Source organism: Streptomyces sp. NPDC006134, from assembly GCF_040628835.1.
Classification (GTDB): domain Bacteria; phylum Actinomycetota; class Actinomycetes; order Streptomycetales; family Streptomycetaceae; genus Streptomyces.
Window position 1 is genome coordinate 36489 of sequence record NZ_JBEXTV010000014.1, and the last position, 21945, is coordinate 58433.

Annotated in this window: 16 protein-coding genes, 1 tRNA gene and 1 other RNA gene; 7 read left to right on the plus strand and 11 right to left on the minus strand. The window is 75.5% G+C overall.

Translation table 11 applies throughout. The features are described from left to right. Positions 1-134: 134 nt before the first annotated feature. The 3 genes from purD to ffs all read right to left on the minus strand — a co-directional run bounded on the left by purD (position 135) and on the right by ffs (position 4316). Positions 135-1397 carry a phosphoribosylamine--glycine ligase gene (gene purD / locus ABZ340_RS11690; protein ID WP_358781571.1) on the minus strand — a complete coding sequence of 421 codons (1263 nt, stop codon included), beginning with the start codon at positions 1395-1397 and terminating at the stop codon, positions 135-137. A gap of 131 nt (positions 1398-1528) precedes the next feature. After that, positions 1529-3898 (minus strand): DNA polymerase III subunit gamma and tau, encoded by a 2370-nt coding sequence (locus tag ABZ340_RS11695; protein WP_358781572.1) that lies wholly within the window; start codon positions 3896-3898, stop codon positions 1529-1531. 319 nt (positions 3899-4217) lie between these two features. Next, positions 4218-4316: signal recognition particle sRNA small type (gene ffs / locus ABZ340_RS11700), an RNA gene on the minus strand. Positions 4317-4388: 72 nt separating this feature from the next. Here ffs and ABZ340_RS11705 point away from each other — a divergent pair. From ABZ340_RS11705 to ABZ340_RS11720, 4 genes are all read left to right on the plus strand, one after another. Further along, positions 4389-4473, plus strand: a tRNA-Ser gene (locus ABZ340_RS11705). A gap of 544 nt (positions 4474-5017) precedes the next feature. Continuing rightward, complete coding sequence (locus ABZ340_RS11710) at positions 5018-5737, plus strand: leucine-rich repeat domain-containing protein (RefSeq protein ID WP_358781573.1); 720 nt, start codon at positions 5018-5020, stop codon at positions 5735-5737. Positions 5738-5913: 176 nt separating this feature from the next. Continuing rightward, a complete protein-coding gene (locus ABZ340_RS11715; RefSeq protein ID WP_358781574.1) occupies positions 5914-6420 on the plus strand; it encodes a hypothetical protein in 507 nt (168 codons plus the stop codon). A 190-nt stretch (positions 6421-6610) separates the two neighbouring features. Beyond that, the gene (locus tag ABZ340_RS11720) at positions 6611-6982 is read left to right on the plus strand and encodes a hypothetical protein (protein ID WP_358781575.1); all 372 of its coding nucleotides are present in this window, start codon (positions 6611-6613) and stop codon (positions 6980-6982) included. Positions 6983-7067: 85 nt separating this feature from the next. On the opposite strand, the gene ABZ340_RS11725 is transcribed toward ABZ340_RS11720, so the two are convergent. Beyond that, positions 7068-8732, minus strand: a complete 1665-nt coding sequence (locus ABZ340_RS11725; RefSeq protein WP_358781576.1) for a glycoside hydrolase family 13 protein — start codon at positions 8730-8732, stop codon at positions 7068-7070. 310 nt (positions 8733-9042) lie between these two features. Here ABZ340_RS11725 and ABZ340_RS11730 point away from each other — a divergent pair, with 310 nt between their 5' ends. Beyond that, a complete protein-coding gene (locus ABZ340_RS11730) occupies positions 9043-10029 on the plus strand; it encodes an LAETG motif-containing sortase-dependent surface protein (RefSeq protein WP_358781577.1) in 987 nt (328 codons plus the stop codon). 332 nt (positions 10030-10361) lie between these two features. Here the strand turns inward: ABZ340_RS11730 and ABZ340_RS11735 are convergent, their stop codons facing one another. After that, positions 10362-11324, minus strand: a complete 963-nt coding sequence (locus ABZ340_RS11735; RefSeq protein ID WP_358781578.1) for a nucleoside hydrolase — start codon at positions 11322-11324, stop codon at positions 10362-10364. Positions 11325-11401: 77 nt separating this feature from the next. Next, positions 11402-12667, minus strand: coding sequence for a threonine--tRNA ligase (thrS, locus tag ABZ340_RS11740; protein ID WP_358781579.1), 1266 nt, complete (start codon positions 12665-12667; stop codon positions 11402-11404). A 481-nt stretch (positions 12668-13148) separates the two neighbouring features. Here thrS and ABZ340_RS11745 point away from each other — a divergent pair, with 481 nt between their 5' ends. Then, entirely contained in the window at positions 13149-13934 is a 786-nt protein-coding gene (locus ABZ340_RS11745) for a hypothetical protein (RefSeq protein ID WP_358781580.1), read from the plus strand. Positions 13935-14443: 509 nt separating this feature from the next. On the opposite strand, the gene ABZ340_RS11750 is transcribed toward ABZ340_RS11745, so the two are convergent. Beyond that, positions 14444-15115 carry a GAF and ANTAR domain-containing protein gene (locus ABZ340_RS11750; RefSeq protein WP_358781660.1) on the minus strand — a complete coding sequence of 224 codons (672 nt, stop codon included), beginning with the start codon at positions 15113-15115 and terminating at the stop codon, positions 14444-14446. Positions 15116-15594: 479 nt separating this feature from the next. Between ABZ340_RS11750 and ABZ340_RS11755 the strand changes: the two genes are divergently transcribed. Beyond that, positions 15595-15804: a hypothetical protein gene (locus ABZ340_RS11755; protein WP_358781581.1), complete on the plus strand. Its 210-nt coding sequence runs from the start codon at positions 15595-15597 to the stop codon at positions 15802-15804. A gap of 55 nt (positions 15805-15859) precedes the next feature. Here ABZ340_RS11755 and ABZ340_RS11760 read toward each other — a convergent pair whose 3' ends face one another. The 4 genes from ABZ340_RS11760 to ABZ340_RS11775 form a co-directional block, all read right to left on the minus strand. Continuing rightward, positions 15860-17278, minus strand: a complete 1419-nt coding sequence (locus ABZ340_RS11760) for an extracellular solute-binding protein (protein ID WP_358781582.1) — start codon at positions 17276-17278, stop codon at positions 15860-15862. Between the two features lie 230 nt (positions 17279-17508). After that, positions 17509-20097, minus strand: coding sequence for a substrate-binding domain-containing protein (locus tag ABZ340_RS11765; protein WP_358781583.1), 2589 nt, complete (start codon positions 20095-20097; stop codon positions 17509-17511). A 4-nt stretch (positions 20098-20101) separates the two neighbouring features. Beyond that, positions 20102-20446: a hypothetical protein gene (locus ABZ340_RS11770; RefSeq protein ID WP_358781584.1), complete on the minus strand. Its 345-nt coding sequence runs from the start codon at positions 20444-20446 to the stop codon at positions 20102-20104. 301 nt (positions 20447-20747) lie between these two features. Continuing rightward, positions 20748-21809, minus strand: coding sequence for a hypothetical protein (locus ABZ340_RS11775; RefSeq protein ID WP_358781585.1), 1062 nt, complete (start codon positions 21807-21809; stop codon positions 20748-20750). Positions 21810-21945 lie beyond the last annotated feature (136 nt).

Below are 21945 nucleotides of genomic sequence, written 5' to 3' on the forward strand. Positions count from 1 at the left end.
CCTGAGCTCGGGGCTCAGGAGCCGGGGCCTGCCGGGTCCGGTGTCGATCGGAGGGGCCGGGTCCTTGGGGGCCTGGTGACCTCGGGGCCTGGTGGCCGCAGGGCCTGGTGGCCGCAGGGCCTGGCGGTCTCGGCCTATGCGTCGGCTGCCGCCTCCGCCGCCTTCGCCGCGATGTCCGTGCGGTGCTGGGAGCCGTCGAGGCGGATGCGGGAGACGGCCCGGTAGGCGCGGTCGCGGGCCTCGGTGAGGTCCTTGCCGGTGGCCGTCACGGACAGGACGCGGCCGCCCGCGCTGACGACCGCGTCGCCCTCGCGCCGGGTGCCCGCGTGCAGGACGTACGCGTGCGGGGCGTCCTGCGCCGCGACCTCGTCCAGGCCGGTGATCGGGTCGCCGGTGCGCGGGGTGCCGGGGTAGTTGTGCGAGGCGACGACCACGGTGACCGCCGCCTCGTCGCTCCACCGCAGGGGCTCCAGGTCGGCGAGGTTGCCGGTGGCGGCGGCCATCAGCAGGCCGGCCAGCGGGGTCTTCAGCCGGGCGAGCACGACCTGCGTCTCGGGGTCGCCGAACCGGGCGTTGAACTCGATCACGCGCACGCCGCGAGAGGTGATCGCGAGACCGGCGTAGAGCAGCCCGGAGAACGGAGTGCCGCGGCGGCGCATCTCGTCGACGGTCGGCTGCAGGACCGTCTCCATGACCTCGTCGACCAGCTTCGGGTCGGCCCACGGCAGCGGCGAGTACGCGCCCATGCCGCCGGTGTTCGGGCCCTCGTCGCCGTCGAGCGCGCGCTTGAAGTCCTGGGCGGGCTGGAGCGGACGGACCGTCTCGCCGTCGGTGACGGCGAACAGGGACACCTCCGGGCCGTCGAGGTACTCCTCGATGACCACCCGGTCGCAGGCCGCGGCGTGCGCCTTGGCCGCGTCGAGGTCGGAGGTCACGACGACGCCCTTGCCGGCGGCGAGCCCGTCGTCCTTGACGACGTACGGGGCGCCGAAGGCGTCGAGGGCCGCGTCGGCCTCCTCCGGGGTCGTGCAGACGTACGAGCGGGCGGTGGGTACTCCGGCCGCCGCCATGACGTCCTTGGCGAAGGCCTTGGAGCCCTCCAGCTGCGCGGCCTCCTTGGAGGGCCCGAAGACCGGGATGCCCGCCTCGCGTACGGCGTCGGCGACCCCGGCGACGAGCGGTGCCTCCGGACCGACCACGACCAGCTCGGCACCGAGCTCGGTGGCCAGCGCGGTCACGGCCTTGCCGTCGAGGGCGTCGACCTGGTGCAACTCGGCGACCTCGGCGATACCGGCGTTGCCGGGTGCGCAGTGCAGCGCGGTGACGTCGGGGTCGAGGGACAGGGAACGGCACAGGGCGTGTTCGCGGGCGCCGCTGCCGATGACGAGGACCTTCACGGGGTCAGCCTAACGGCAGGGGGGCGGCACGGTTTGTGCGGGCCGCCGAGGGGGTGAGGGACGGTTGTTTGTGGGTTCCTCCGAGGGGGTGGCTCCCGTCTTCACCCCCGGCCCGTCTCCTCGCCCGTCCGCTACTCGTGCGCGATCTCCTCCACGACCGTCGCGCCCAGCTCCCGCACGATCAGTTCCTTGCCGGAGAGGGCCGACTCGTCGAGGTCGGGGTCGTCGTCCTCGGGGATGTCGTCCTCGGGGGAGACGGGGGGCGGCTCCGGCGCCGGGGGCACGGGGGCGGGGGCGGCGGCACGGGAGGAGGCGGGTGCCGGCGCCGGCGCGGGTGCCGGGGACGGCGACGGGGTCGACGACGGGGAAGGGGAGGCCGGCCGCTGTGCGGACGAGGGCGCGCCACCGCCGTAGCCGCCGTAGCCGCTGCCGCCGCCCGGGGCGGCGCCGCCCGTGCCGTGGCCGCCGGTGAAACCGGAGGGACCGGCGGTCGGCGGCGGTGCCGAGCCGCCGGAGGGGTCGACGACCGCCTCGATCTTCCACTGGACGTGGAACTGCTCGGCCAGCGCCTGGCGCAGCACGTCCTCGCTGCCGCTGCTCAGGAAGTTGTCCCGGGCGCCGGCGTTGACGAAGCCGAGCTGGAGGGTCGTGCCGTCGAAGCCGGTCACCTGGGCGTTCTGGCTGAGCAGGATCCAGGTGAACCGGCGGCGGTTCTTGACCGCCTCCAGGATGTTCGGCCAGAGCGAGCGGGGGTCGACGCCGCCGCCCGGGGGCGGGGAGGCCGGGGCGGCCGGGCCGGCCGGCGGCACGGAGGCGGGGACGGACCGGGAGGCGGGAGCGGGCGAGGTGGGCGAGCCGGGCGCCGGGGGCTGCTGCCCGCCGCCCGCGGGCGCCGCCGTCGGCCAGCCGCCGGGCCGGCGTCCGCTGCCTGCGGCGGCGGCCGTGGGCCAGGCACCGGGCACGGGGGCGGCCGCGGCCGGTGACGCGGCGGCGGGAGCAGGCGCAGGGGCAGGAGGTGCGGGGGTGGCAGGGGCAGGGGCGGGCGCGGCCGGCGCGGAGGCGGCCGGCGCGGGTACGGCAGCGGCCGGCGGCCGGGAGGTCTGCCCCGCGGCGGAGGCCGGCACGGCGGCACCGACGGCCGGTGCACCGGCCGCACCGGGACCGGTGGGCGTGGCGGCAGCCGCCGCACCCCCGGCACCGGCCGGCGCGCCGGAAGCGCGCACCGCCGCCCGGGCCGCGGCCGGTCCGCCGCCCGGCGGAACCGGAACGGCGGCGTCGCCCGCGTGGGCCTCGGGACCCGGCACGTACCCCATCGCGGGGGCACCGGCGCCCGCGGAGAAGTGCACACCGCGCTCGATCCGGTCGAGGCGGGCCATCACCGACCGCTCGTCGCCGTAGGCCGCCGGCAGCAGCACGCGCGCGCAGATCAGCTCCAGCTGGAGACGGGGAGAGGTGGTCCCCCGCATCTCGGTGAGCCCTTGGTTGACGAGGTCCGCGGCGCGGCTCAGCTCGGCGGCGCCGAAGGACCGCGCCTGGGCCTGCATCCGCTCGACGACGTCCGCCGGGGCGTCGATGAGCCCCTTCTCCCCCGCGTCCGGCACGGCGGACAGGATCACCAGGTCGCGGAGGCGCTCCAGCAGGTCGGCGACGAAGCGCCGCGGGTCGTTGCCGCTCTCGATGACACGGTCGACGACCTCGAAGGCCGCCGCCCCGTCCCCGGAGGCGAACGCCTCGACGACGGAGTCCAGCAGCGAGCCGTCCGTGTAGCCGAGCAGGGCGGTGGCCATGGCGTACGTCACACCCTCGGCACCGGCGCCCGCGAGCAGCTGGTCCATGACGGACATGGAGTCTCGTACGGAACCGGCGCCCGCCCGCACGACGAGCGGGAGCACGCCGTCCTCGACGGGGATCTTCTCCTGCTCACACACCTGGGAGAGGTAGTCCCGCAGGGTGCCGGGCGGCACGAGCCGGAAGGGGTAGTGGTGGGTCCGCGACCGGATGGTCCCGATGACCTTCTCGGGCTCGGTGGTCGCGAAGATGAACTTCAGGTGCTCCGGCGGCTCCTCGACGACCTTGAGCAGGGCGTTGAAGCCGGCCGACGTGACCATGTGGGCCTCGTCGATGATGTAGATCTTGTACCGGCTGCGGGCGGGGCCGAAGAACGCCTTCTCCCGCAGGTCGCGTGCGTCGTCCACACCACCGTGCGAGGCGGCGTCGATCTCGATGACGTCGATGGAACCGGGGCCGTTGCGCGCCAGGTCCCGGCACGACTGGCACTCGCCGCACGGCGTCGGCGTGGGACCTTGCTCACAGTTCAGGCAGCGGGCCAGGATCCGCGCGCTCGTCGTCTTGCCGCAGCCGCGCGGACCACTGAACAGGTACGCGTGATTGACCCGGTTGTTCCGCAGCGCCTGCTGCAGCGGGTCGGTGACATGCTCCTGCCCGATGACCTCGGCGAAGGACTCCGGGCGGTAGCGGCGGTAGAGCGCGAGAGACGACACGCATACGAGGTTATAGGCGCCCGCCGACAACCGGCCGGGCCTCGGCTCCGCCCCTGGTCAGGGGCTTGGCCGCGTCCCGGCCGACCGCTTGGCCGCCCCCTCGGCCGACCGCCCGGCCCGACGTCCGGTCCGGAGTCCGGCCCGACGTCCGGTCCGGAGTCCGGTACGACGTCCGGTCCGGAGTCCGGTACGACGTCCGGTCCGGAGTCCGGTACGACGTCCGGTCCGGAGTCCGGCCCGGGACCCGCCCTGCCCGGCCCGCCTGGCCCGCCTGGCCCGCCGGGTCCGGCCCAGGAAAGGCCCAGGAAAGGCCCCCGGGAACGAAAGCGCCCCCCACGCACCCGCCAGAGCCAACCTACCCTTGCTGCCTTCCGGCCCTGGGGGAGTTCAGTCAGATAGCGCCGCGTGAGGGGCTGCGCTCAGGTTACCCGATTCCACGGGCTCGGAACGAGTTCGCGAGCACTCCCCAGCGTCATGTAATGTTCTCGACGGAGGATTCGCCTAGAGGCCTAGGGCGCACGCTTGGAAAGCGTGTTGGGGGCAACCCCTCACGAGTTCGAATCTCGTATCCTCCGCAGCCGCCCGAACAGGCGGAATGACGAGCCGGATCGCTTCTCGCGATCCGGCTCGTCTTCGTATGCGGCGAATCCTGCGTATGCGACGTATGAGGTGGTGGTCGTGCCCGGTCCCGCCCGCCCGGTCGCGAGCCCTGCCCGAGAGGGGCGGGGTTCCGCTCCTCTCCGGTCGGTTCCTCGGGGCCGGCGGAAACAGGGACAGCATCTGCCGCCATGCCTCGCCGAGGACCACCAGGTCGCACCAGGAACCGTCCGTGAAGTGGAACCGGAGGGTGGCCTGGCCCGGCGTGCCCCCGGTCCGTTCAGGGTGCCCGACGCCCCGGACCCGCTCCCTCGGCCGCCTTGAGGCGCGGCTGCTCGCGCGTCGGGGCAGGGGTGCTCGTCTCGATCCGCCGGTCGTACGGCGCTTCCGCACACCGGTCCCGGGCCAATTCCCCTGTAGCTTGCGGTGGTTCGCCGGTCCTCCTCGCCCACGGGATCGAGAGACATCGGGGAGCACGGAGAACACGGGGAGCACGGGGAACACCAGGGAAGGGAGCGGGGCGTGCCGCATGTGCTGGATCTCTGGCGTCGGCAGCTGGGGAAAGTACCCGAGTCGGTCTGGGAGCGTACCGAGCTGGAGGTGCTGATCCTCGCGGACAACGGGCTCACGGACCTTCCGCCGGAGATCGGCCGGCTGCTCCGGCTGACCACCCTGGACCTCGGGCACAACCACCTCGCCTCCGTCCCCGACGAACTGGGCGACCTGGTCGGTCTGAGCGGCTGCCTCTACCTGCACGACAACCGGTTGTCCCGGGTCCCGGACTCCCTGGGGAACCTGACGCGGCTGTGCTACCTCAACGTCGGCGAGAATGCCCTCACCGCCCTGCCCGAGACCGTCGGCCGGATGACCGGGTTGGTCGAACTCCGGGCGCAGCACAACCGGCTGACCACCCTGCCCGACGGCATCGGGAACCTTCGCGAGCTGCGGGAGCTGTGGCTCCGCGGCAACGTGATCGTCGATCTGCCGCCGTCCGTGGCCGGTCTGCGCGAGCTGCGTCACCTGGATCTGCGGGAGAACGCGCTCACCGAACTGCCCCGGGCGCTGGCCGGGCTGCCCCGGCTGCGTCAGCTCGACGTACGCGGCAACCGTCTGACCGGGCTGCCGGACTGGGTCGCCGACCTGCCCTCGCTGGAGAAGCTGGACCTGCGCTGGAACGCGTGCGAGCCCTCCCCGGCGATGATGTCCGAGCTGCGGCGGCGAGGGTGCTTCGTGCTGCTGTGAGCAGGGCTCCGGCCGGTCCGGCCGGTACGACCCCTTCTCCCCGGCCGGGTGACTCCGGGGTGCGGCTCGGTGCGGAGGGCTCTTCACTGGGAGGGCTGAAGGCTGGAGGGGCCGGAGGAGGTGGCGCGCACGCGGTGCCGTGCCTCCGGGCGTCCCTTCGACTCCGTGGAGGCGAGATGGCCGGACACCGGGCACGCCGGGTGGTGGGTGCCGCCCCGGTGGTGGGCGCCGTGGTGCTGTCGCTCCTGCTGGCCGGCTGCGCCGACGGGGGCGACGACCGGTCCGAGGAGCCCGCCGACGCCGCCAGCCGGGCCGCGTCGGCCGCGTCCTCCCTGGCCTCGGAGGCGTCGGACGTACTGGCCTCGGCGACGGCGGAGGCGGGGCGCAGGATCGAGGAGATCACCGAGGGCATCGACGTCAGGGACGACGTACGGCTCGGCACGCCGCGCACCGACGGTGACGGGCGGGTCGCGGTCGAGGTCACCGCCCGCAACACCACCGGCTCGGCGAAGTCCTTCGTGGTGCAGATCCACTTCACCGACCCGGACGGCAATCTGCGCGACACCGTCGTCGTCACCGTCCCCGACGTCCCGGCCGGGCGGTCCGGCCGGGCCACCGCCCGCAGCACGTACGGCCTGTCGGAAGACGTGCGCGCGAAGGTGGCCCGGGCGGTGCGCTACTGAGCGGGTGAGGGCGGTGGTCCGGGGGCCCCTTGTCGGGGGCCCCTTGTCGGGGGCCCCTTGTCAAGGGCGGGGCGGCGGGGTAAAGCGTTGTCCGACGGCCCCGTGGGCCCGGCCGGGCGGTCCGGCCCCGGGGAGCCGTCTTCCGTCCGAAGCGACCGACGTCCGTCCGTCCGATCGGAGGTGTGCCGCAGTGATCACCGAGCTTGCCGTGGAGCGTGTCGAGTTCACCTGTGGGTCGTGCTGGCACCGCTGGAGCGCCGACTACGACGTCCAGCGCTACCTCGACGGCCACGGGGACGAGTGGGAGTACTTCTCCCGGGACAACGCCGCCGTACCCTCCCCGTACACCCCCGAAGGGGCGCCCCCGTGCCCGTACTGCGGGCGGCGCTGGGTCGGCCGGCTCGTGGCGCGGCGGCCCGTCCCGCTCTCCGGGACCCCCGACGCCCCCCGCAGCCGGGTGCCGGCGGAGGGCACCCACCGCCCCGAGCGGCACGCGGCGCCGTTGCTGGAGTCCGCCGGTCATCCCCAGCCGGCTCCCGGCGCCCCGGAGCCGAGCGGCTGACGCGCCTGACGCGCTTGATGCGCCTGACGGCCGGTGGGGCCGGGGCGGCCCGCCCCCACCGGCCGCCGGCGGGTCCCGGCCGGCCTTACAGGGCCAGCCAGGCCGTCGTGTCCGGTCCCAGCCGTCCGTCCTCCAGGGGCACGCTGGTCAGCAGCACCTCCCCCGCGGGCAGCGGCACCGTCCTGCCGGACAGGTTGGCGACGCAGCGCCAGCGGTCGGAGCGGTCGAACCGGAGTACGCCCCGGGGCTCGTCGTCGGACCAGGTCAGCGTCTCGCCGTCGAGCAGCTTGCGGCGCAGCCGCAGGGCGGTGCGGTACAGCTCCAGGGTGGAGCCCGCCACCCCGTCCTGGGCCTCGACGGCGTACGCGGCGAAGCCGGGTGGCTGCGGCAGCCAGGAACCGCCCGGTCCGAAGCCGTACGACGGTCCGGTCGTCGTCCACGGCAGCGGCACCCGGCAGCCGTCGCGGCCCTTGCGGACGTGGCCGGTCTGCTCCCAGATCGGGTCCTGGAGGACGGCGGTGGGCAGGTCGGCGACCTCGGGCAGGCCGAGTTCCTCGCCCTGGTAGAGGTAGGCCGAGCCGGGCAGGGCCAGCATCAGCAGGGTCGCGGCGCGGGCCCGGCGCAGGCCGGCCGCCTCGCCGATCTCCGGGGCACGGCCGCCGGACAGCAGCCAGGCGTTGTCGTCCGTGCCCGGCGGCAGCATCAGGCGGGAGGTGTGGCGGACGACGTCGTGGTTGGACAGCACCCAGGTCGCCGACGCCCCGGCGGCCGCCGCGTCGGCGAGCGACCCGGTGATGACGCGGCGCAGTTCGTCCGCGTCCCAGCTCGCTTGCAGGTACTCGAAGTTGAACGCCTGGCCCAGTTCGTCGGGGCGGGCGTACAGCGCGCGGCGGGCGCCCGGCACCCATGCCTCGGCGACGGCCATGCGGGGCGGGGCGTAGGCGTCGAGGATCTTCCGCCAGTCGCGGTAGATCTCGTGGACCTCGTCGCGGTCGTAGAAGGGGTGGGTGCCCGGCTCGAACCCGGTCAGCGCCTCCTCGCGGCTCAGCTCGGGGGCGCCCAGGTCGCGCAGCGGCTCGCTCAGGTCCTTGGCGAGGGCGTGGGCGACATCGACGCGGAAGCCGTCGACGCCGCGGTCGGACCAGAACTTCAGGGTGGTGCGGAAGTCGGCGCGGACCTGTTCGTTCTCCCAGTTCAGGTCGGGCTGCTCGGGGGTGAACAGGTGCAGGTACCACTGCCCGTCGGGCACCCGCTGCCAGGCGCTGCCGCCGAAGACGGACTGCCAGTCGGTGGGCGGGAGCTCGCCGCGCGCGCCGCGGCCGTCGCGGAAGACGTACCGGTCGCGGGCGGCGGAGCCCGGCCCGGCGTTCAGGGCCTCCTGGAACCACGCGTGGCGGTGCGAGGTGTGGTTGGGGACGAGGTCGACGATCACCTTCAGGCCGAGGCGGTGGGCCTCGGCCACCAGGGCGTCGAAGTCGTCCAGGGTGCCCAGGCGCGGGTCGACGCCCCGGTGGTCCTCGACGTCGTAGCCGCCGTCGGCGAGTTCGGAGGGGTAGAAGGGGCTGAGCCAGAGGGCGTCGACGCCGAGGGCGGCCAGATGGGTCAGGCGCTGGGTGATGCCGCGGAGGTCACCGAGCCCGTCGCCGTCGGCGTCGGCGAAACTGCGCGGATAGATCTGGTAGATGACGGCCTGCCGCCACCAGTGGGGGTCCTTGGACGACAGGTCGGGCGTGGTGGTGCGGACGGTCACGCGGTCTCCTCTGCGATGCGTGCGGGCGACAGCATGAAATCTGTCCAGAACACCGGAAAAGTGAACACGCGCACCGAGCGGAACGGATCGGTCCCGAGGTGACGGAATTGTGCAGACAGGGCAAGGTTTTTGACATCGTCGCAGGTTGACAGCGGTGATCAGCGACGCCCACCATGGCCCTGTCTGCGACTCATGGGAACAATGAGTCCGGCGATTCTTCGACCACTCACCCCCGGTACGGCCGGCCCGCGCGTCTCCCGCTGCCCGCCGCCGTCACCCCGGGTACTGCACACATCAAAAGAGGATCTGCATGTCCATAGCGAGACGTGTCACCGTGCGCCGCCTGCTGGGGACGGGCGCCGCGAGCCTCGCCCTCTGCGCCGCGTCCGTCGCTTCCGCCTCCGGGGCCTTCGCCCACGGCGCGCCGGGCGGCGACGGCTGGGGCTCGGGCGGTGGCTACAAGCCCGGGACGGGCGCGGGCACGGTCACCGAGACCGACCGCTGCCAGTTCTCGCTCGACGGCACGAACTTCTACGACTCGGTCAAGGTCGACCAGCAGAACCTGAAGCCCACCGAGGACGGCAAGGTCCACATCAAGGTCCGCACCGCCGGTGACGCCACCACCTGCACGGCCTCCCTGGCCTCCTACCTCGCCCACGGCGCCACCTTCGCCTCCTCCGGCGAGCAGGTCTTCGTCGACTTCGACACCGTGACGGTCAAGCCGGGGCAGACCGACTCCCTCGACATCGCGGTGCCCGACGCGGGCTGCTTCGCGCAGATCGACCTGTACCGCGGGGCGGTCAAGTACGACGGCAAGCTGGACGCGAACGACGGCGTCGAGCACGGCCCGCTGCCCAAGGGCCCGAACGGCGCGGTCATCAAGGACAAGCTGATCGCCGCCTGGAACGGCGGGACGAAGGACTGCGCGACCGGCACCACCGAGCCGTCCACCGAGCCCGAGCCGTCGGCCTCCGAGTCCACCGAGCCGTCGGACACGGACACGGACGCGCCGGAAACCGAGGCCCCCGCCACGGAGAGCCCGGCCGGGACGCCGTCGGCCGATGCCTCCGCGTCCGAGGCGCCCGCGTCCGAGGCCCCGGCCGGTGCGACCCCGTCCGCCTCCGCCTCCACGTCGGCCGCGGCCCCGGCCGACGCGCCGAACGGCGGCAGCGGCGACCTCGCCGAGACCGGCGCCGACAGCAACACCCTGCCGTTCGCCATCGCCGCGGCGGTGCTGCTGGCGGGCGGCGCGGGCATCGTGGTGGCGACGCGCCGCCGCCGCTCGGCCCGCTCCTGATCCACGGCTCAGCCCGTACGAACGCCCCGGAGAGGTCTCCGGGGCGTTCGCCGTCCACGGGTCTCCAACGGCTCCGTGGGCCCGTATCGGCTCCGCTCGGCTCCGTGGGCCCGCATCGGCTCCGCTCGGCTCCGTGGGCCCGCATCGGCTCCGCTCGGCTCCGTGGGCCCGCATCGGCTCCGTTCGGCTCCGTGGGCCCGCATCGGCTCCGCTCGGCTCCGTGGGCCCGTATCGGCTCCGTTCGGCTCCGTGGGCCCGTATCGGCTCCGCTCGGCTCCGTGGGCCCGTATCGGCTCCGTGGCCCCGCTCGGTCTCGCTCGGCTCCGCGGTTCCTACGGCCCTTCCACAGCCGTCAGATACAGCTTCACGTACCGCTCCACGTCGACGCCGAGGGCCACGTCCACCAGCGTCTGTTCCCGTCCGCTCCCGTGGATCTCGGACTCGCCCGGGCGGGCCCTGCGGTCGACGATCGTCTGGCCGCGCGTCGGGCCGGGGGCCAAGGACACCTCCACGGGCAGCAGCTGGGTGGTCAGGCCCTCGGGGTCGACGACCGCGCAGACCGCACCCGCGTCACCGAGACCACCGCCGGGCTCCGTCTCGCCGGTGACCGGGCCGCGGTGGGCGAGCAGCTCGCCGGCGAGCCGGGCGCCCGGCTCGGAACTGCCCCGCAGCCGCGCCACGTCCGCCCCCGGGACGACGACCTGCTGGAACACGTCCAGCCCGTACATGGTCATGGGCACCCCGGCGGTGAGCAGGACCGCCGCCGCCTCCGGGTCGTGCCAGACGTTGAACTCGGCGACCGGCGTGGCGTTCCCGGTGGCCACCGCGCCGCCCATGAACACGATCCGCTCGATGTTGCGGGTGACCTCGGGGTGGGTGCGCAGCAGCAGGGCGATGTTGGTCAGGGGCGCCGTCGGGATGAGGGTGACCGGGCGCGGGGAGGCGAGGATCTCGCGGCGCAGCAGCGTCACCGCGTCCACGTCGGCCGCGGTGCGGGCGGGAGCGGGCAGGCCGAGGTCGCCCATGCCGTCCTGCCCGTGAACGTGCCGGGCGGTGCGCACCGCCTCGATCAGCGGGCGCTCGGCGCCCCGCGCGACGGGGACGGCGGGGGCGCCCGCCTGCTCCAGCACGGTCAGGGTGTTGCGGACGACGCCGTCGACGTCGGTGTTCCCGGCCACGCAGGTGACCGCGCGCAGGTCCAGGCCCGGGTGGCGGACCGCGAACAGCAGGGCGAGGGCGTCGTCGATGCCGGTGTCGCAGTCGATGATCACCGGGATGGGCTGTTCGGTCGTCACGGCCGGGGCTCCTTCCACCGTGGCCACGGGACCTGGCGCCCGCGGCACCTCCTCCGTGACCTTACGCGGACGTGTCCTCACGCGGGTCCCCACAGCTCTCCTCCCCGGTCCCGTGCCCGTTCGGCGACCCGCCGCAGCAGTTCCGCGCCGGACACCTCCCCCGGCCGCCGCCCGTCCCGCAGCCGTACGGCCACCCGGTCGCCGGCGGCGGCCTCCCGCTCCCCGATCACCGCCTGGTACGGCACGAGCCGCGCCGCCCGGATCCGGGCGCCCAGGGTGCCCTGCCCGGGCCCGGCGACCTCGGCCCGCAGCCCCAGGGCGAGGGCCTCGCGCACCAGCCCGTACGCCCGTTCCTCCTGCGCCTCGCCGACCGGCAGCACCACCAGCTGCACGGGCGCCAGCCACACCGGGAAGGCGCCGCCGTGTACCTCGATCAGGTGCGCGACCGCCCGCTCCACGCTGCCGACGACGCTGCGGTGCACCATGACCGGCCGGTGCCGGCGTCCGTCGGCACCGGTGTACCGCAGGCCGAAGCGCGCGGGCTGGTGGAAGTCGACCTGGACGGTGGAGAGGGTGGTCTCGCGTCCGGCGGCGTCCGCGATCTGCACGTCGATCTTGGGTCCGTAGAAGGCGGCCTCCCCCTCGGCGGCCTCGTACGGCAGCCCGTCCGGCGCCTTTTCCAGCTCCTCTTCCGGCTTCTCTTCCGGCGCCTCTTCCAGTGCCTCCTTCAGCAGGGCGGTGGCCCGCCGCCACAGTTCCGGATCGGCGACGTACTTGCCGCCGGGACCCGGCAGGGAGAGCCGGTAGCGGGCGGCTCGGATGCCGAGGTCGGCGTAGGCGCGGCGGATCAGGCCGAGCGCCGCCCGGACCTCGCCGGCCGCCTGCTCGGCGGTGCAGAAGACGTGCGCGTCGTTGAGGTGGATGGCCCGCACCCGGGTCAGGCCGCCGAGCACGCCGGAGGGCTCGGAGCGGTACATGGCCCCCAGCTCGGCGATGCGGAGGGGCAGTTCGCGGTGGCTGCGGGCACGGGAACGGTAGACGAGGGCGTGGTGGGGACACAGGCCGGGGCGCAGGACGACCTCCTCGGCGCCCAGCCTCATCGGCGGGAACATGTCGCCGCGGTACAGGTCCCAGTGCCCGGAGATCTCGTACAGCTCGCGTTTGCCGAGGACCGGCGAGTACACGTGCCGGTACCCGGCGCGCAGCTCCGCCTCGCGGACGTACTCCTCCAGGGCGTGGCGGACGACGGCGCCGTCGGGCAGCCAGTACGGCAGCCCCGCGCCCATCAGGGGGTCGGTGTCGAACAGGCCGAGGTCGCGGCCGAGGCGTCGGTGGTCGTGCACGGTGGGCTCCTCACATGCCGGGTACGGGGAGGGCGAGCACCACACGACGAAGCCCCGGGCGCTCGCCCCGGGGCTTCGGATGCCGAAAGATCAGCCGTCAGCGCGCCGGGACACTCTCCGGCGTCGTCGTCGAGAACGGGCGGACGGGCGCGACGGGCGCGACGGGCGCGACGGGCGCGACGGGCTGCATGGGTCGACGGTAGCGGCCGGGCGGCGGGAGCACGACGGGTTTTCCCGGGGCGGCGGGCGTACGCGCCGGGGGTGCCGGGGGGCCGGACGCGCCGGGGGTGCCGGGGGGCCGGACGCGCCGGGGGTGCCGGGGGGCCGGACGCGCCGGGGGTTCTGGGCGTGTCCGGCGTCGTGCCCTCGCGGTCTCCGCGGCCGTCTCACCCGGACGGCCCCGCGCGCTGGTGGGGGGCCGGGTGTGGTGGTGCCGTGGAGGAGCGAACCGGTCTTGGACGGCTCTTCAGGAGGCACCCCGATGACCCATCCCCCGGCCGTCCGCCCCTTCGCTGTCGCCGCCCTCTCGGTGGCCGTCCTGCTGACCGTCGCCGCCTGCGCCGCCGACGGCCGGGGAGCGCCCCGCCCGTCCGCCACCTCCCCGGTGGCGGCCCGGACCGCGGTCGCCGAGCCGCCGCCCGCCGCGCCGCCCGCCCTCACCGAGGACCAGGCCCGGGCGGCCCTGATCACCGAGGCGGACCTCGGGACGCCGTGGGTGCCGACGCGCGGCACCGCGACCTGGCGGGACGAACTGCTCAAGGCCACCGCCGACGTGCCCGACTGCGGACACCTCCTGGACGCCCTCTACACCGAGGACGTCCTCGGCGGCGACGCCCCGGCCCCGCGCGCGGTGACCGCCCTGGACGACGCCTACGACGGGGCCCAGCTGCACTACCGCGTCACCGCCCACCGCGCGGCGGACGTGGACCGCGTCCTGGCCCGGCTGGGCGCGCTCCCGGACACCTGCGCCCGCTTCCGGGCCGTCGGCGCCGGCGGGGACGTCCGCCCCGTGCAGGTCACCGGCATCCCACTGCCGGACGTGGGGGACGCCCGGCAGGGTCTGCGCGTGACGCTGAGCGGCCGGACGGCCGACGGCGGTCCCGCCCTCCTCACCGTCGACCTGGCCGCCGTCCGCGTCGGCGACGACGCGATCACCCTCACCCACGGCGGCCTCGGAGAGGTGTCGGGTGAGGCGACGTGGCGGGCGGTGGAGGCCGGGGCCCTGCGGCTGGCGGAGGTACGGAGGCTGGGGCGGGTGCAGGTGTAGGGCGGGGCAGGGGCGGACGACCGGACGGGCGGAGGACCGGACGGGCGGACAGCCGGTGGACGGACGGCCGGTGGACGGACGGCCGGTGGACGGACGGCCGGTGGACGGACAGCCGGTGGACGGACAGCCGGTGGACGGACAGCCGGTGGACGGACAGCCGATGGACGGACGGCCGATGGACGGACGGCCGATGGACGGACGGCCGGTGGCGCCGTGTGATCAGCGCCGGTCGTGGCCGTGGGGGAGGAACCCGGCGGACGCCTTGCTCACGACGTCCACCCCGCGCACGCCGTACGCCGTACACCGTCCCGGCCTCCTCCTCCGCGCTGTTCCTCGCGCAGTCGGTGCCGTGGTCGCCGGGGCCGAGGTTCGGCTGGCCGGCGACCTCGACGGCGTCGCAGCCGGCGACCTGCCCGTGGTTGCCGAACTTCACCTTGTCGTCGTCGGCCGCCTGCGCCCTCGATGTCCCCGGCGCCCGCGTGCCCTCCGGACCGTGTGGGCACGCGGTCCTACCGGTCCCGCTCGAACCGCTCCCGGTGCGTCACCACGTCCCGGGCCACGTCGTGGGCCGTGCGGCCGTGGGCGAAGGCGTGGGCGCGCAGGCGGGCCAGGGCCTCGTCGGCGCCCACGCCGAGCTGGGCCATGATCATGCCGACGGCCCGGTAGACCTCGTCGTGCTCGGCGGCCAGGCCGCTCAGCCAGGGTTCGCCGCCCTGGGCGTCGTACTCCTCGCCGTGCGGCAGCGCCATCAGGGCCACCGTCATGACGGCGGCCACGAGGCGCGCGGTGTGCAGCTGGGGGCCGGTGAGGGTGCCGGGGGTGTCGCGGTAGAGATCGAGGGTGCCCACGCACACCGAGTCGTTGCCGAGCGGCAGCGCGTACACCGACCGCACGCCGACGGCCGTGGCGTACTGGGCGTAGACCGGCCAGCGGCGGGCGTCGGGGCCCGTCGTCAGGTCGCGGGCGAGCACGGGGCCACCGGACTCGGCGGCCTGGACGCAGGGGCCCTCCCCCAGCGTCGCCTGGACGTCCGACAGATAGGCGGCCAGATCGCTGCTGGCGCACAGCTGGACGGGGACGCCGTCGCCGCGCAGGGACGCGCTCGCCCCGGTCACCGGCAGCAGCCGTACCGCCACCTCGCACAGGCGCCCCGGAACCTCACCGGGCCCGGCGCCGCCCATGCCCTCGGCGATCGCCTCGGCGGCGTACGTCCGTTCCGCCGGGTCCGGGTACCGTTCGGTGCCGTATGCGGGCGGCCGGGGACCGTCGCCGCCCGGCTCGCCGCGACGGTCGTCGTCCCTGGGACGCACGCCTACCGCCTCCTTCGGTCTTCGCGGCCGGCAACGTCGGCGGCTCCGGGGCAGGACGAGCCGCCACCGACGGCGTCACCTGCCCGGAGACGAGCCCCGACTACCCCTGGCCACAGGGGCGAAACCCGCCCTGCCGCCTTGCCCGTCCGACGCCACCGGCCCTAAGTTCAACCGTGAACCATGTGTGTTCGGCCCGGTGCCGTGCCGAACGCCGCCCCCCGCTCCGTGTCACCCCGCATCACCCCGCATCACCCCGTGTCACCCCGTGTCACCTCTCGCCACCCCCCCACCCCCTGCCGTTCGTCGTCGACCGCCGCCGACCGGCACTTGACCGTCGCTGCGAGGTCGCCGTGCTCGTCCGCACCCGTTCCGCCGAGCGGTACGTCAGAGGTCTGGCCGCCGCCGCCGTCGCCGTGGCCCTCCTGGGCCTGGCGGCCAACGCGGGCCCCGTTCCGGTGACGGACCCCGGCTCCGGCCGCGGCTCCGGATCCGGCTCCGGCACGCACACCGCGTACACGCCCGGCACCTCCGTGGCGGACGGCGCGCCCCGGCGGCCGTAGCGAGGCCGCGCGGTCCGAGACGCCGTCCGGGGTGTGTCAGTGTCGGTCCGGGGCGTCAGTCCGGCAGCGCCTCGCGCAGCTCCTCGTCCAGGGCCCGGGCCAGTTCCTCGTCGCTCGGCGGGCCGGCGCCGAACAGGGGGCCGAGGCGGGCGGTGAGCGTCTGGGTGAAGGCGCCGTACAGCGGGGTGCGCGGGCGGTGCACGGCTCTGCGGAGGGCCGGCAGCAGGATGGGGCGGGCGTACTCGGGCCGGCCGGCGGCGTCGCGGGGCATGCGGTCGGCGCTCTCGCCGGTGGGCGACGCCGACGGGGCGCCGGCGGTCACCGGGCAGCGGACCGTGTCGTCCGTGTAGGCGGAGACCCGGGTGGCCGCGAAGCCCGCGTCGAGCAGGCACCGTTCGCTCTCCCGGCCGGTGAGGTACTCGATCAGCTCGGCCGCCTTGCCCGCCCGCCGGGACGCCCCGGTCACGGCGAGGTTCTGCCCGCCGAGCACCGCCCGGCCGGGCAGCGGGGCCACGCCGAGCTGCCGCCTCGTGAAGGACTGGTACAGCGTGCGGTAGACGGACGGCCAGTGCCGCAGGAACGCGGTGCGGCCGTCGGCGAAGTCGCCGACGGAGGCCGCCTCGTCGGACCGGACGGCGTCGGGGAGGGTGTACGACGCGTCGGTGCGCCGGCGCAGTTCGGCGATCCCCCGGGCCAGTTGCCCGGCGGTGGCGCGGTAGCGGCCGTCCGCGTCGGTGAGCACCAGGTCCGGTACGGCCGAGGCGAACGCCTCCACCGCGTTGACCGTGCGGCCCTCGTAGGCGGCGAGCTGGGTGGTCCAGCCCTGGTCGTAGGCGCCGGGGTCCCGGTCGTCGAGGTCGACGATCAGGGTCCGCAGCCGTTCCCAGTCCAGGCCGGAGCTCAGGTCGGTGTGCTGGACACCCGCCTGCCTCAGGTAGTCGGGCCGGTAGTAGAGCAGCCCGACGTCGCTGTTGAAGGGCACCGCGTACACCCGGCCGTCCCACCGGGCCGTGCTCGCCACGGACGGGATGACGTCCCCGTCGACCAGCCGCTCGGGCAGCGGGCGGACCAGGCCCGCGGCGGCGAACTCCGGCACCCAGGTCACGTCCAGGTTGACCACGTCGTACCCGGCGCTGCCGGACTGCAGGGCGCCCAGCAGCTGGCTGCGCTGCTCGTCGGCGCTGCCGGGGAGCTCCACCAGACGGGCGCGGTAACCGGTGCCCTCCCGCTCCTGACGGACGTTCCAGGCGTCGATGAGCCGCTGGCGGACGCCGTTCTTGCCGGTGACGTCCCGGCCGCTGGCGACCACGATGTCCCCGGGTTCGTCGGCGGTGGCGGACGGTGAGGTCTGCGGGCCGCCGCCCCCGTCACCGCCCCCGCCCCCGCCGCCGGTGCAGGCGGCGAGGAGCAGCAGGGCGGCGAGCAGCGCGACGAACCGCCGCGGCGCCGCGGCACGGAATCCGCGCGGCGCCATCGCGCGGAGCCTGTGCAGCACCACCGCGCGCAGTCCGTACGGGGCCGCTGAGCGACGTGGTCCGTACGAGGCTGCTGAGCGACGTGGTCCGTACGGGGCCGCTGAGCGACGTGGTCCGTACGAGGCCGCTGAGCGACGTGGCCCGTACGAGGCCGCTGAGCGACGTGGCCCGTACGAGGCCGCCGGGCGTCGCCGTCGTGGTGTCGCCGCACCGGCCGCGGGTCCCCCGGTCATGCGTCCTCCCCCGTTCCCGTGCGCGCCACCTCGTCGTGCAGGGCGGCACCGAGGTCGTCGTCGGCGTCCAGGCAGCGGCCACCGCCGGCCGCGGAGACCGCGGCGTCCGGCTTGCCCCGGTCGCAGCCGCCGCCCGCCAGCGACACCATCGTCACCGGCACCCGTGCCGCGCGGGACAGGTCGCGGACGTCGTCGAGGCGGTCGCCGGTGAGGCGGCCGGCGTCCTCGTCGTCGGTGATGAACACGATCAGCTGGGGGCGCTGGTCGTCGGCGCCGCGCCGCTGCATCTCGTCGAGCGCGGCGCGCAGCGCCCCGTACGGGTCGGCCTCGGCGTCCCGGACGCGGGCGAGGCGGTCGATGTCGCGTTCGGCCTCCGCGCGGGAGTGCCGGGCCAGGGGCAGCAGGGTGTCGTAGGTGTCCTCGCCGGTGCCGTACACCGCCCACACGCCGTACTCGTCGCGGGGGCCGAGCCCGCCCAGGGACTGTTTCAGCAGGCCGGGGCCGCCACTGGGCCCCTCCCACAGGTCGGCCATCGAGCCGGAGCCGTCCAGCAGGAACAGCACCCTGCCGGGCCCGTTGGCGCCCCGGTAGCCCGCCAGCGCCGCCTCCATCGCGTCCCGGCCGGCGGGCTCGGTGAGCGGGAAGGGGTCGCGCAGCACCCCGTCGGCGACGTCCCCGGTGTCCAGCAGCGGCCGGTCGCCGGTGGCCGCGCGGAACCCGTCCCGGCCGAACACCTCCTGCCCCCGGTCCCCCAGGAGCCAGGACCGGAAGCCGTCGGCCGCCGCGTCGCGGTCGTCCTCGTCCCGGTCGGCGCCCTGCCAGCGGACGCGGACGAAGGTGGGTTCGAGGCCGGGCACGTCGATGGGGTACTGGGCGCTGCGCGGGGTGCGCCGGGCGCTGTCGCAGCCGAGGCCGCTCTTCATCAGGAACTCGGGGACGAGGGCCGCGGTGCGGTCGTCCACGGCGTCGTCGTCGGGCAGCGTGCACAGCAGGTCGGCGGCGGTGGGCGAGGGCGGGCCCGGCTGGTCGACGCGGCGTTCGGCACGGCCGGGGTCCCATGGGTCGGTGTGGTACAGGCCGGTCGTGGCGAGCAGCCCGGTGGTGGCGAACTCGGGGTCGGGGCGGTGCACCGCGGCGTCCTCGTGGCGGGCGCGCAGGGCGTCGATCATCTCGTTCAGCGTCGGGCCGCGGCGTTCGTCGAGCCGCTCCGCGGCGAGGTCCTGCGGCACGGCCAGCACCACCGGGGAGTAGGCGAGCGGTTCCCCGTCCGGTTCGAGGGCGGCGACGGCGTCCGTGTCCTGCCCGGTGGTGACCCGGCCGGCGTCGGCGCGGGAGGCGGGTATCCACACGTCCGGCTGCGGGCCGACGTCGCGCTGCGGGTTGACGTCGTCGTCGTGCGGTTCCTGCCAGGCGCCGGTCTGCCCGCGCAGGGCGGCGACCGCGTCGGCGGCTCCCGCGCTGTAGACGGTGATGCCGCTGCGGCGGCAGCCGTCGCCGGTGGTGTTCTCGTCCGAGGTGAGGTAGGCGTCGGCGGCGGCCCGGACGGTCGGCTCCAGGTCGGGGTCGGTCAGCACGCGCAGCTCCAGGGCCGGTGCGCAGGGGGCGCGGTCGCCGGCGACGACGGCGGTGACGCCGTACCAGCCGAGGCCGGCGGCGGCCAGGACGAGCAGGGCGGCGACGGCGCGGGCGACCGGGCGGCGGCCGGGGCGCGGGTGTCCCGGCCGTGCCCGCAGCCGGGCGCCCACGGCGGCGGCCCCCCTCCCCGGCGCGGCGATCAGGGCCGCCCACGGCGACCGGCGCGGGGGTGGGGATGGTGGGGGCGGCGGGGGCGGCGGGGGTGCCGTCCGGGTCGCCAGCAGCACGTCCTCGCCGGGTTCCGTACGGCTCTGCGGCTCCCAAGGATCACCGCGCACCGTGCGGTGGCCGCCCGCGGCCATCCGTTCCCGCAGCCGGTCGGCGAGGTTCCGGAACGTCAGCTCCTCCCCGCTCTCCAGGAGCGTCACGAGCTCCCCGGTGAACGGCGTCGGCGTGTGCGGGGCGCCCGCGTCGATGCGGTGGTTGGCCTGCACGCTCATCAGCAGCAGCACGCGCCGCTTGTCGCGGGCGGTGAACGTCTCCCAGATCCGGGCGGCGTTGCCCGCGAAGCAGCAGTCCAGGACGATGACGATGCGCCGGGCGGGGCTGGTGGCGAGGACCGTCAGAACGGTGGTGAACATCTCCGCGCCGGGGAACACGGCATGTCCGCCCGCGACGACACGCGCGTTGCGCATCTGCAGGAACAGCTCGTCCCCCGCGCTGGGGATCGCCCCGTGCCCGGCGAAGTACAGCAGCAGCAGGCCGTCGGCCTCCTTGGCGGTGGTGCCCAGCGTCCGGCTGAAGTCGTCCAGGGTGGGCGAGGGCAGCACCGTGATCTCGTGCTCGCCGAACACCCCGCCCCGCCGCAGCGCCTCGCGGAGCCGGTGCAGGTTGTGCCGGACGGCGGGCAGGTCCCCGGGCACGCCGTCCGGAGGCCCCGTGACGTCGTACTCGGACACCCCGGCCAGCAGCGCCCGGTTCACCAGCCCACGCGGGTCGAAACCGGCCACGGGGTTACCTGTCGTCGAGGTTCACCGGATCGACACGGCCCTCGGGCGGCTCGCCGTCCTCCACCTCGCGCCGGTTGGCCCGCCAGGCCTGCACGGCCGCCTTGACCTGGTCCAGCAGTTCCCGGAAGACGACGGAACCGGCGCCGCCGACCAGCGCCACGACGATCTCCATGCCGATGCCCATGGGGGCGCCGGTCTCGTCGGCCCGGCTCCGTTCGTGGATCCGCAGCTCGCCCGCGCGGATCAGCTCCTCCAGCGGTTTCTCCCGCTCCAGCCACTTGCGCAGGGCACCGATGTCGCTCTCGCTCGCGGTGCCGTCCAGCCGGATACGGATACCCTGCGTGGTCACTCCGTCCCCCTCCGCCATAACTCACCATCATGGCACCGGAGTCACGCACAGGGGAGGGTCCGTACGCCGTCGTCACCGAGCGTGCGCGGGCGCGTGCGCAGGGGTGTCACCGGCGCCCGGTGCGGTGCGGTCCGGAGCGGTGCGGCCCGGCACGGCACGGTCCGGAGTGGTCCGGTGCGGTGCGGCACGGCACGGCACGGTCCGGAGTGGTCCGGAGCGGTGCGGCCCGGCACGGCCCGGCACGGCGCGGTCCGGCACAGCGCGGCACGGCGCGGCCCGGCACAGCGCGGCCTGGCGCGGGTCAGGGCTGGGTCTGCAGCCGGTCCAGCTGCTGGCGCACATGGTCCAGCGCGCCCTGCCGGCGGCCGGGCACCCGGCCCCGCAGCTCCGCGAGCGCGGCGCCGAGCTCCCGGGCGCGGGACGCGTCGCGGATGCGCGCCCACTGGTGGTGGGCCCGGTCGGCGGCGGCCTCGACGGCGGGCGCGTCGGCCGCCTGGCCGGCGTTGAGCCGGGTGGTGGCCACCACCAGCCAGGTACGGCAGCTGCGCACCGGGTCCCCGGCGAACATCGCCAGGTCGGCGCGGACCTCGGCCCAGTGCAGCGCCTCCTCCGACGCCGCGCCGTACGCCTGCCGGGCGGCGCGCTCGTGGTGCGCGGCGAGCGCGTCGGCGTCGGCGTGCCGGCCCGCCTGGACGGCGGCGGTGATGGCGGCGTGCGGATCGCCCGGCACCGGTCCGGGCGCGGTCAGCACCAGGCCGGGCGACGGGCTCTCGGCGGCGGTGCGGGCCAGCGCGTGCTGGTGCAGCTGGTCCAGCGGGGGCCGGTACCCGCTGCGCAGGATCGTCGCCACGCTCTTCATGTACGCCGGCACGGCCACCCCGCGCCGGGCCGGCGGCGGCGCGACGCGGCCGTAGACGGCGTTGTTGCGGCCCGAGTCGAGGGGGTGGGTGCCGAGCCACTCCCAGGTCTCCTGGTCCGCGTGCAGGTCCAGCAGCAGCGTCGTCGCGCCCGCCGGGCGCAGCCGCAGCTCCTCGCGTATCCAGTGCCAGGGCAGGGCGGTGTAGCGGACGGTGGCCGGGGTGGTGCGGGCCAGCGCGAGGTGGGGCAGGCGCTGGCGGCGGTCCAGCTGGAGCTGCCCGGCGAGATAGACGGTGAGCGGGCCGGGGGCCGCCGCGGCGGCGCGCAGCCTGGTGAGCACCGCCTGCGGCTCCAGGGGGTCGGCGAGCTCGACGACGGTCGCGGCCTCCGTGCCGGACAGCACGGAGGGCGGCACGGCGGCGAGGACGGGCAGCACGGAGGCGGCGTCCACCAGGCGTCCCTTGCCCACGGGCGAGGCCGCGAGCAGCAGCACGGTTCCGGGCATGTCCTCCCCCTGTCGGTCACGTGGCGATCACGTACGGCAGCACGGTAACCGGTGCGGCTGCAAAGAGGGGGGCCGAGCGGGGGACGCTCACCCGTCCCGGGGCCGACGGGGGCGCCGTACCGCGAGCCCTCACCCC

Coding starts and splice junctions, on each gene's coding strand:
- ABZ340_RS11715 (WP_358781574.1), top strand. CDS start 5,914: ATGGCCGGACACCGGGCACGCCGGGTGGTGGGTGCCGCCCCGGTGGTG.
- ABZ340_RS11730 (WP_358781577.1), top strand. CDS start 9,043: ATGTCCATAGCGAGACGTGTCACCGTGCGCCGCCTGCTGGGGACGGGC.
- ABZ340_RS11745 (WP_358781580.1), top strand. CDS start 13,149: ATGACCCATCCCCCGGCCGTCCGCCCCTTCGCTGTCGCCGCCCTCTCG.
- ABZ340_RS11750 (WP_358781660.1), bottom strand. CDS start 15,115: ATGGGCGGCGCCGGGCCCGGTGAGGTTCCGGGGCGCCTGTGCGAGGTG.
- ABZ340_RS11760 (WP_358781582.1), bottom strand. CDS start 17,278: ATGGCGCCGCGCGGATTCCGTGCCGCGGCGCCGCGGCGGTTCGTCGCG.
- ABZ340_RS11775 (WP_358781585.1), bottom strand. CDS start 21,809: ATGCCCGGAACCGTGCTGCTGCTCGCGGCCTCGCCCGTGGGCAAGGGA.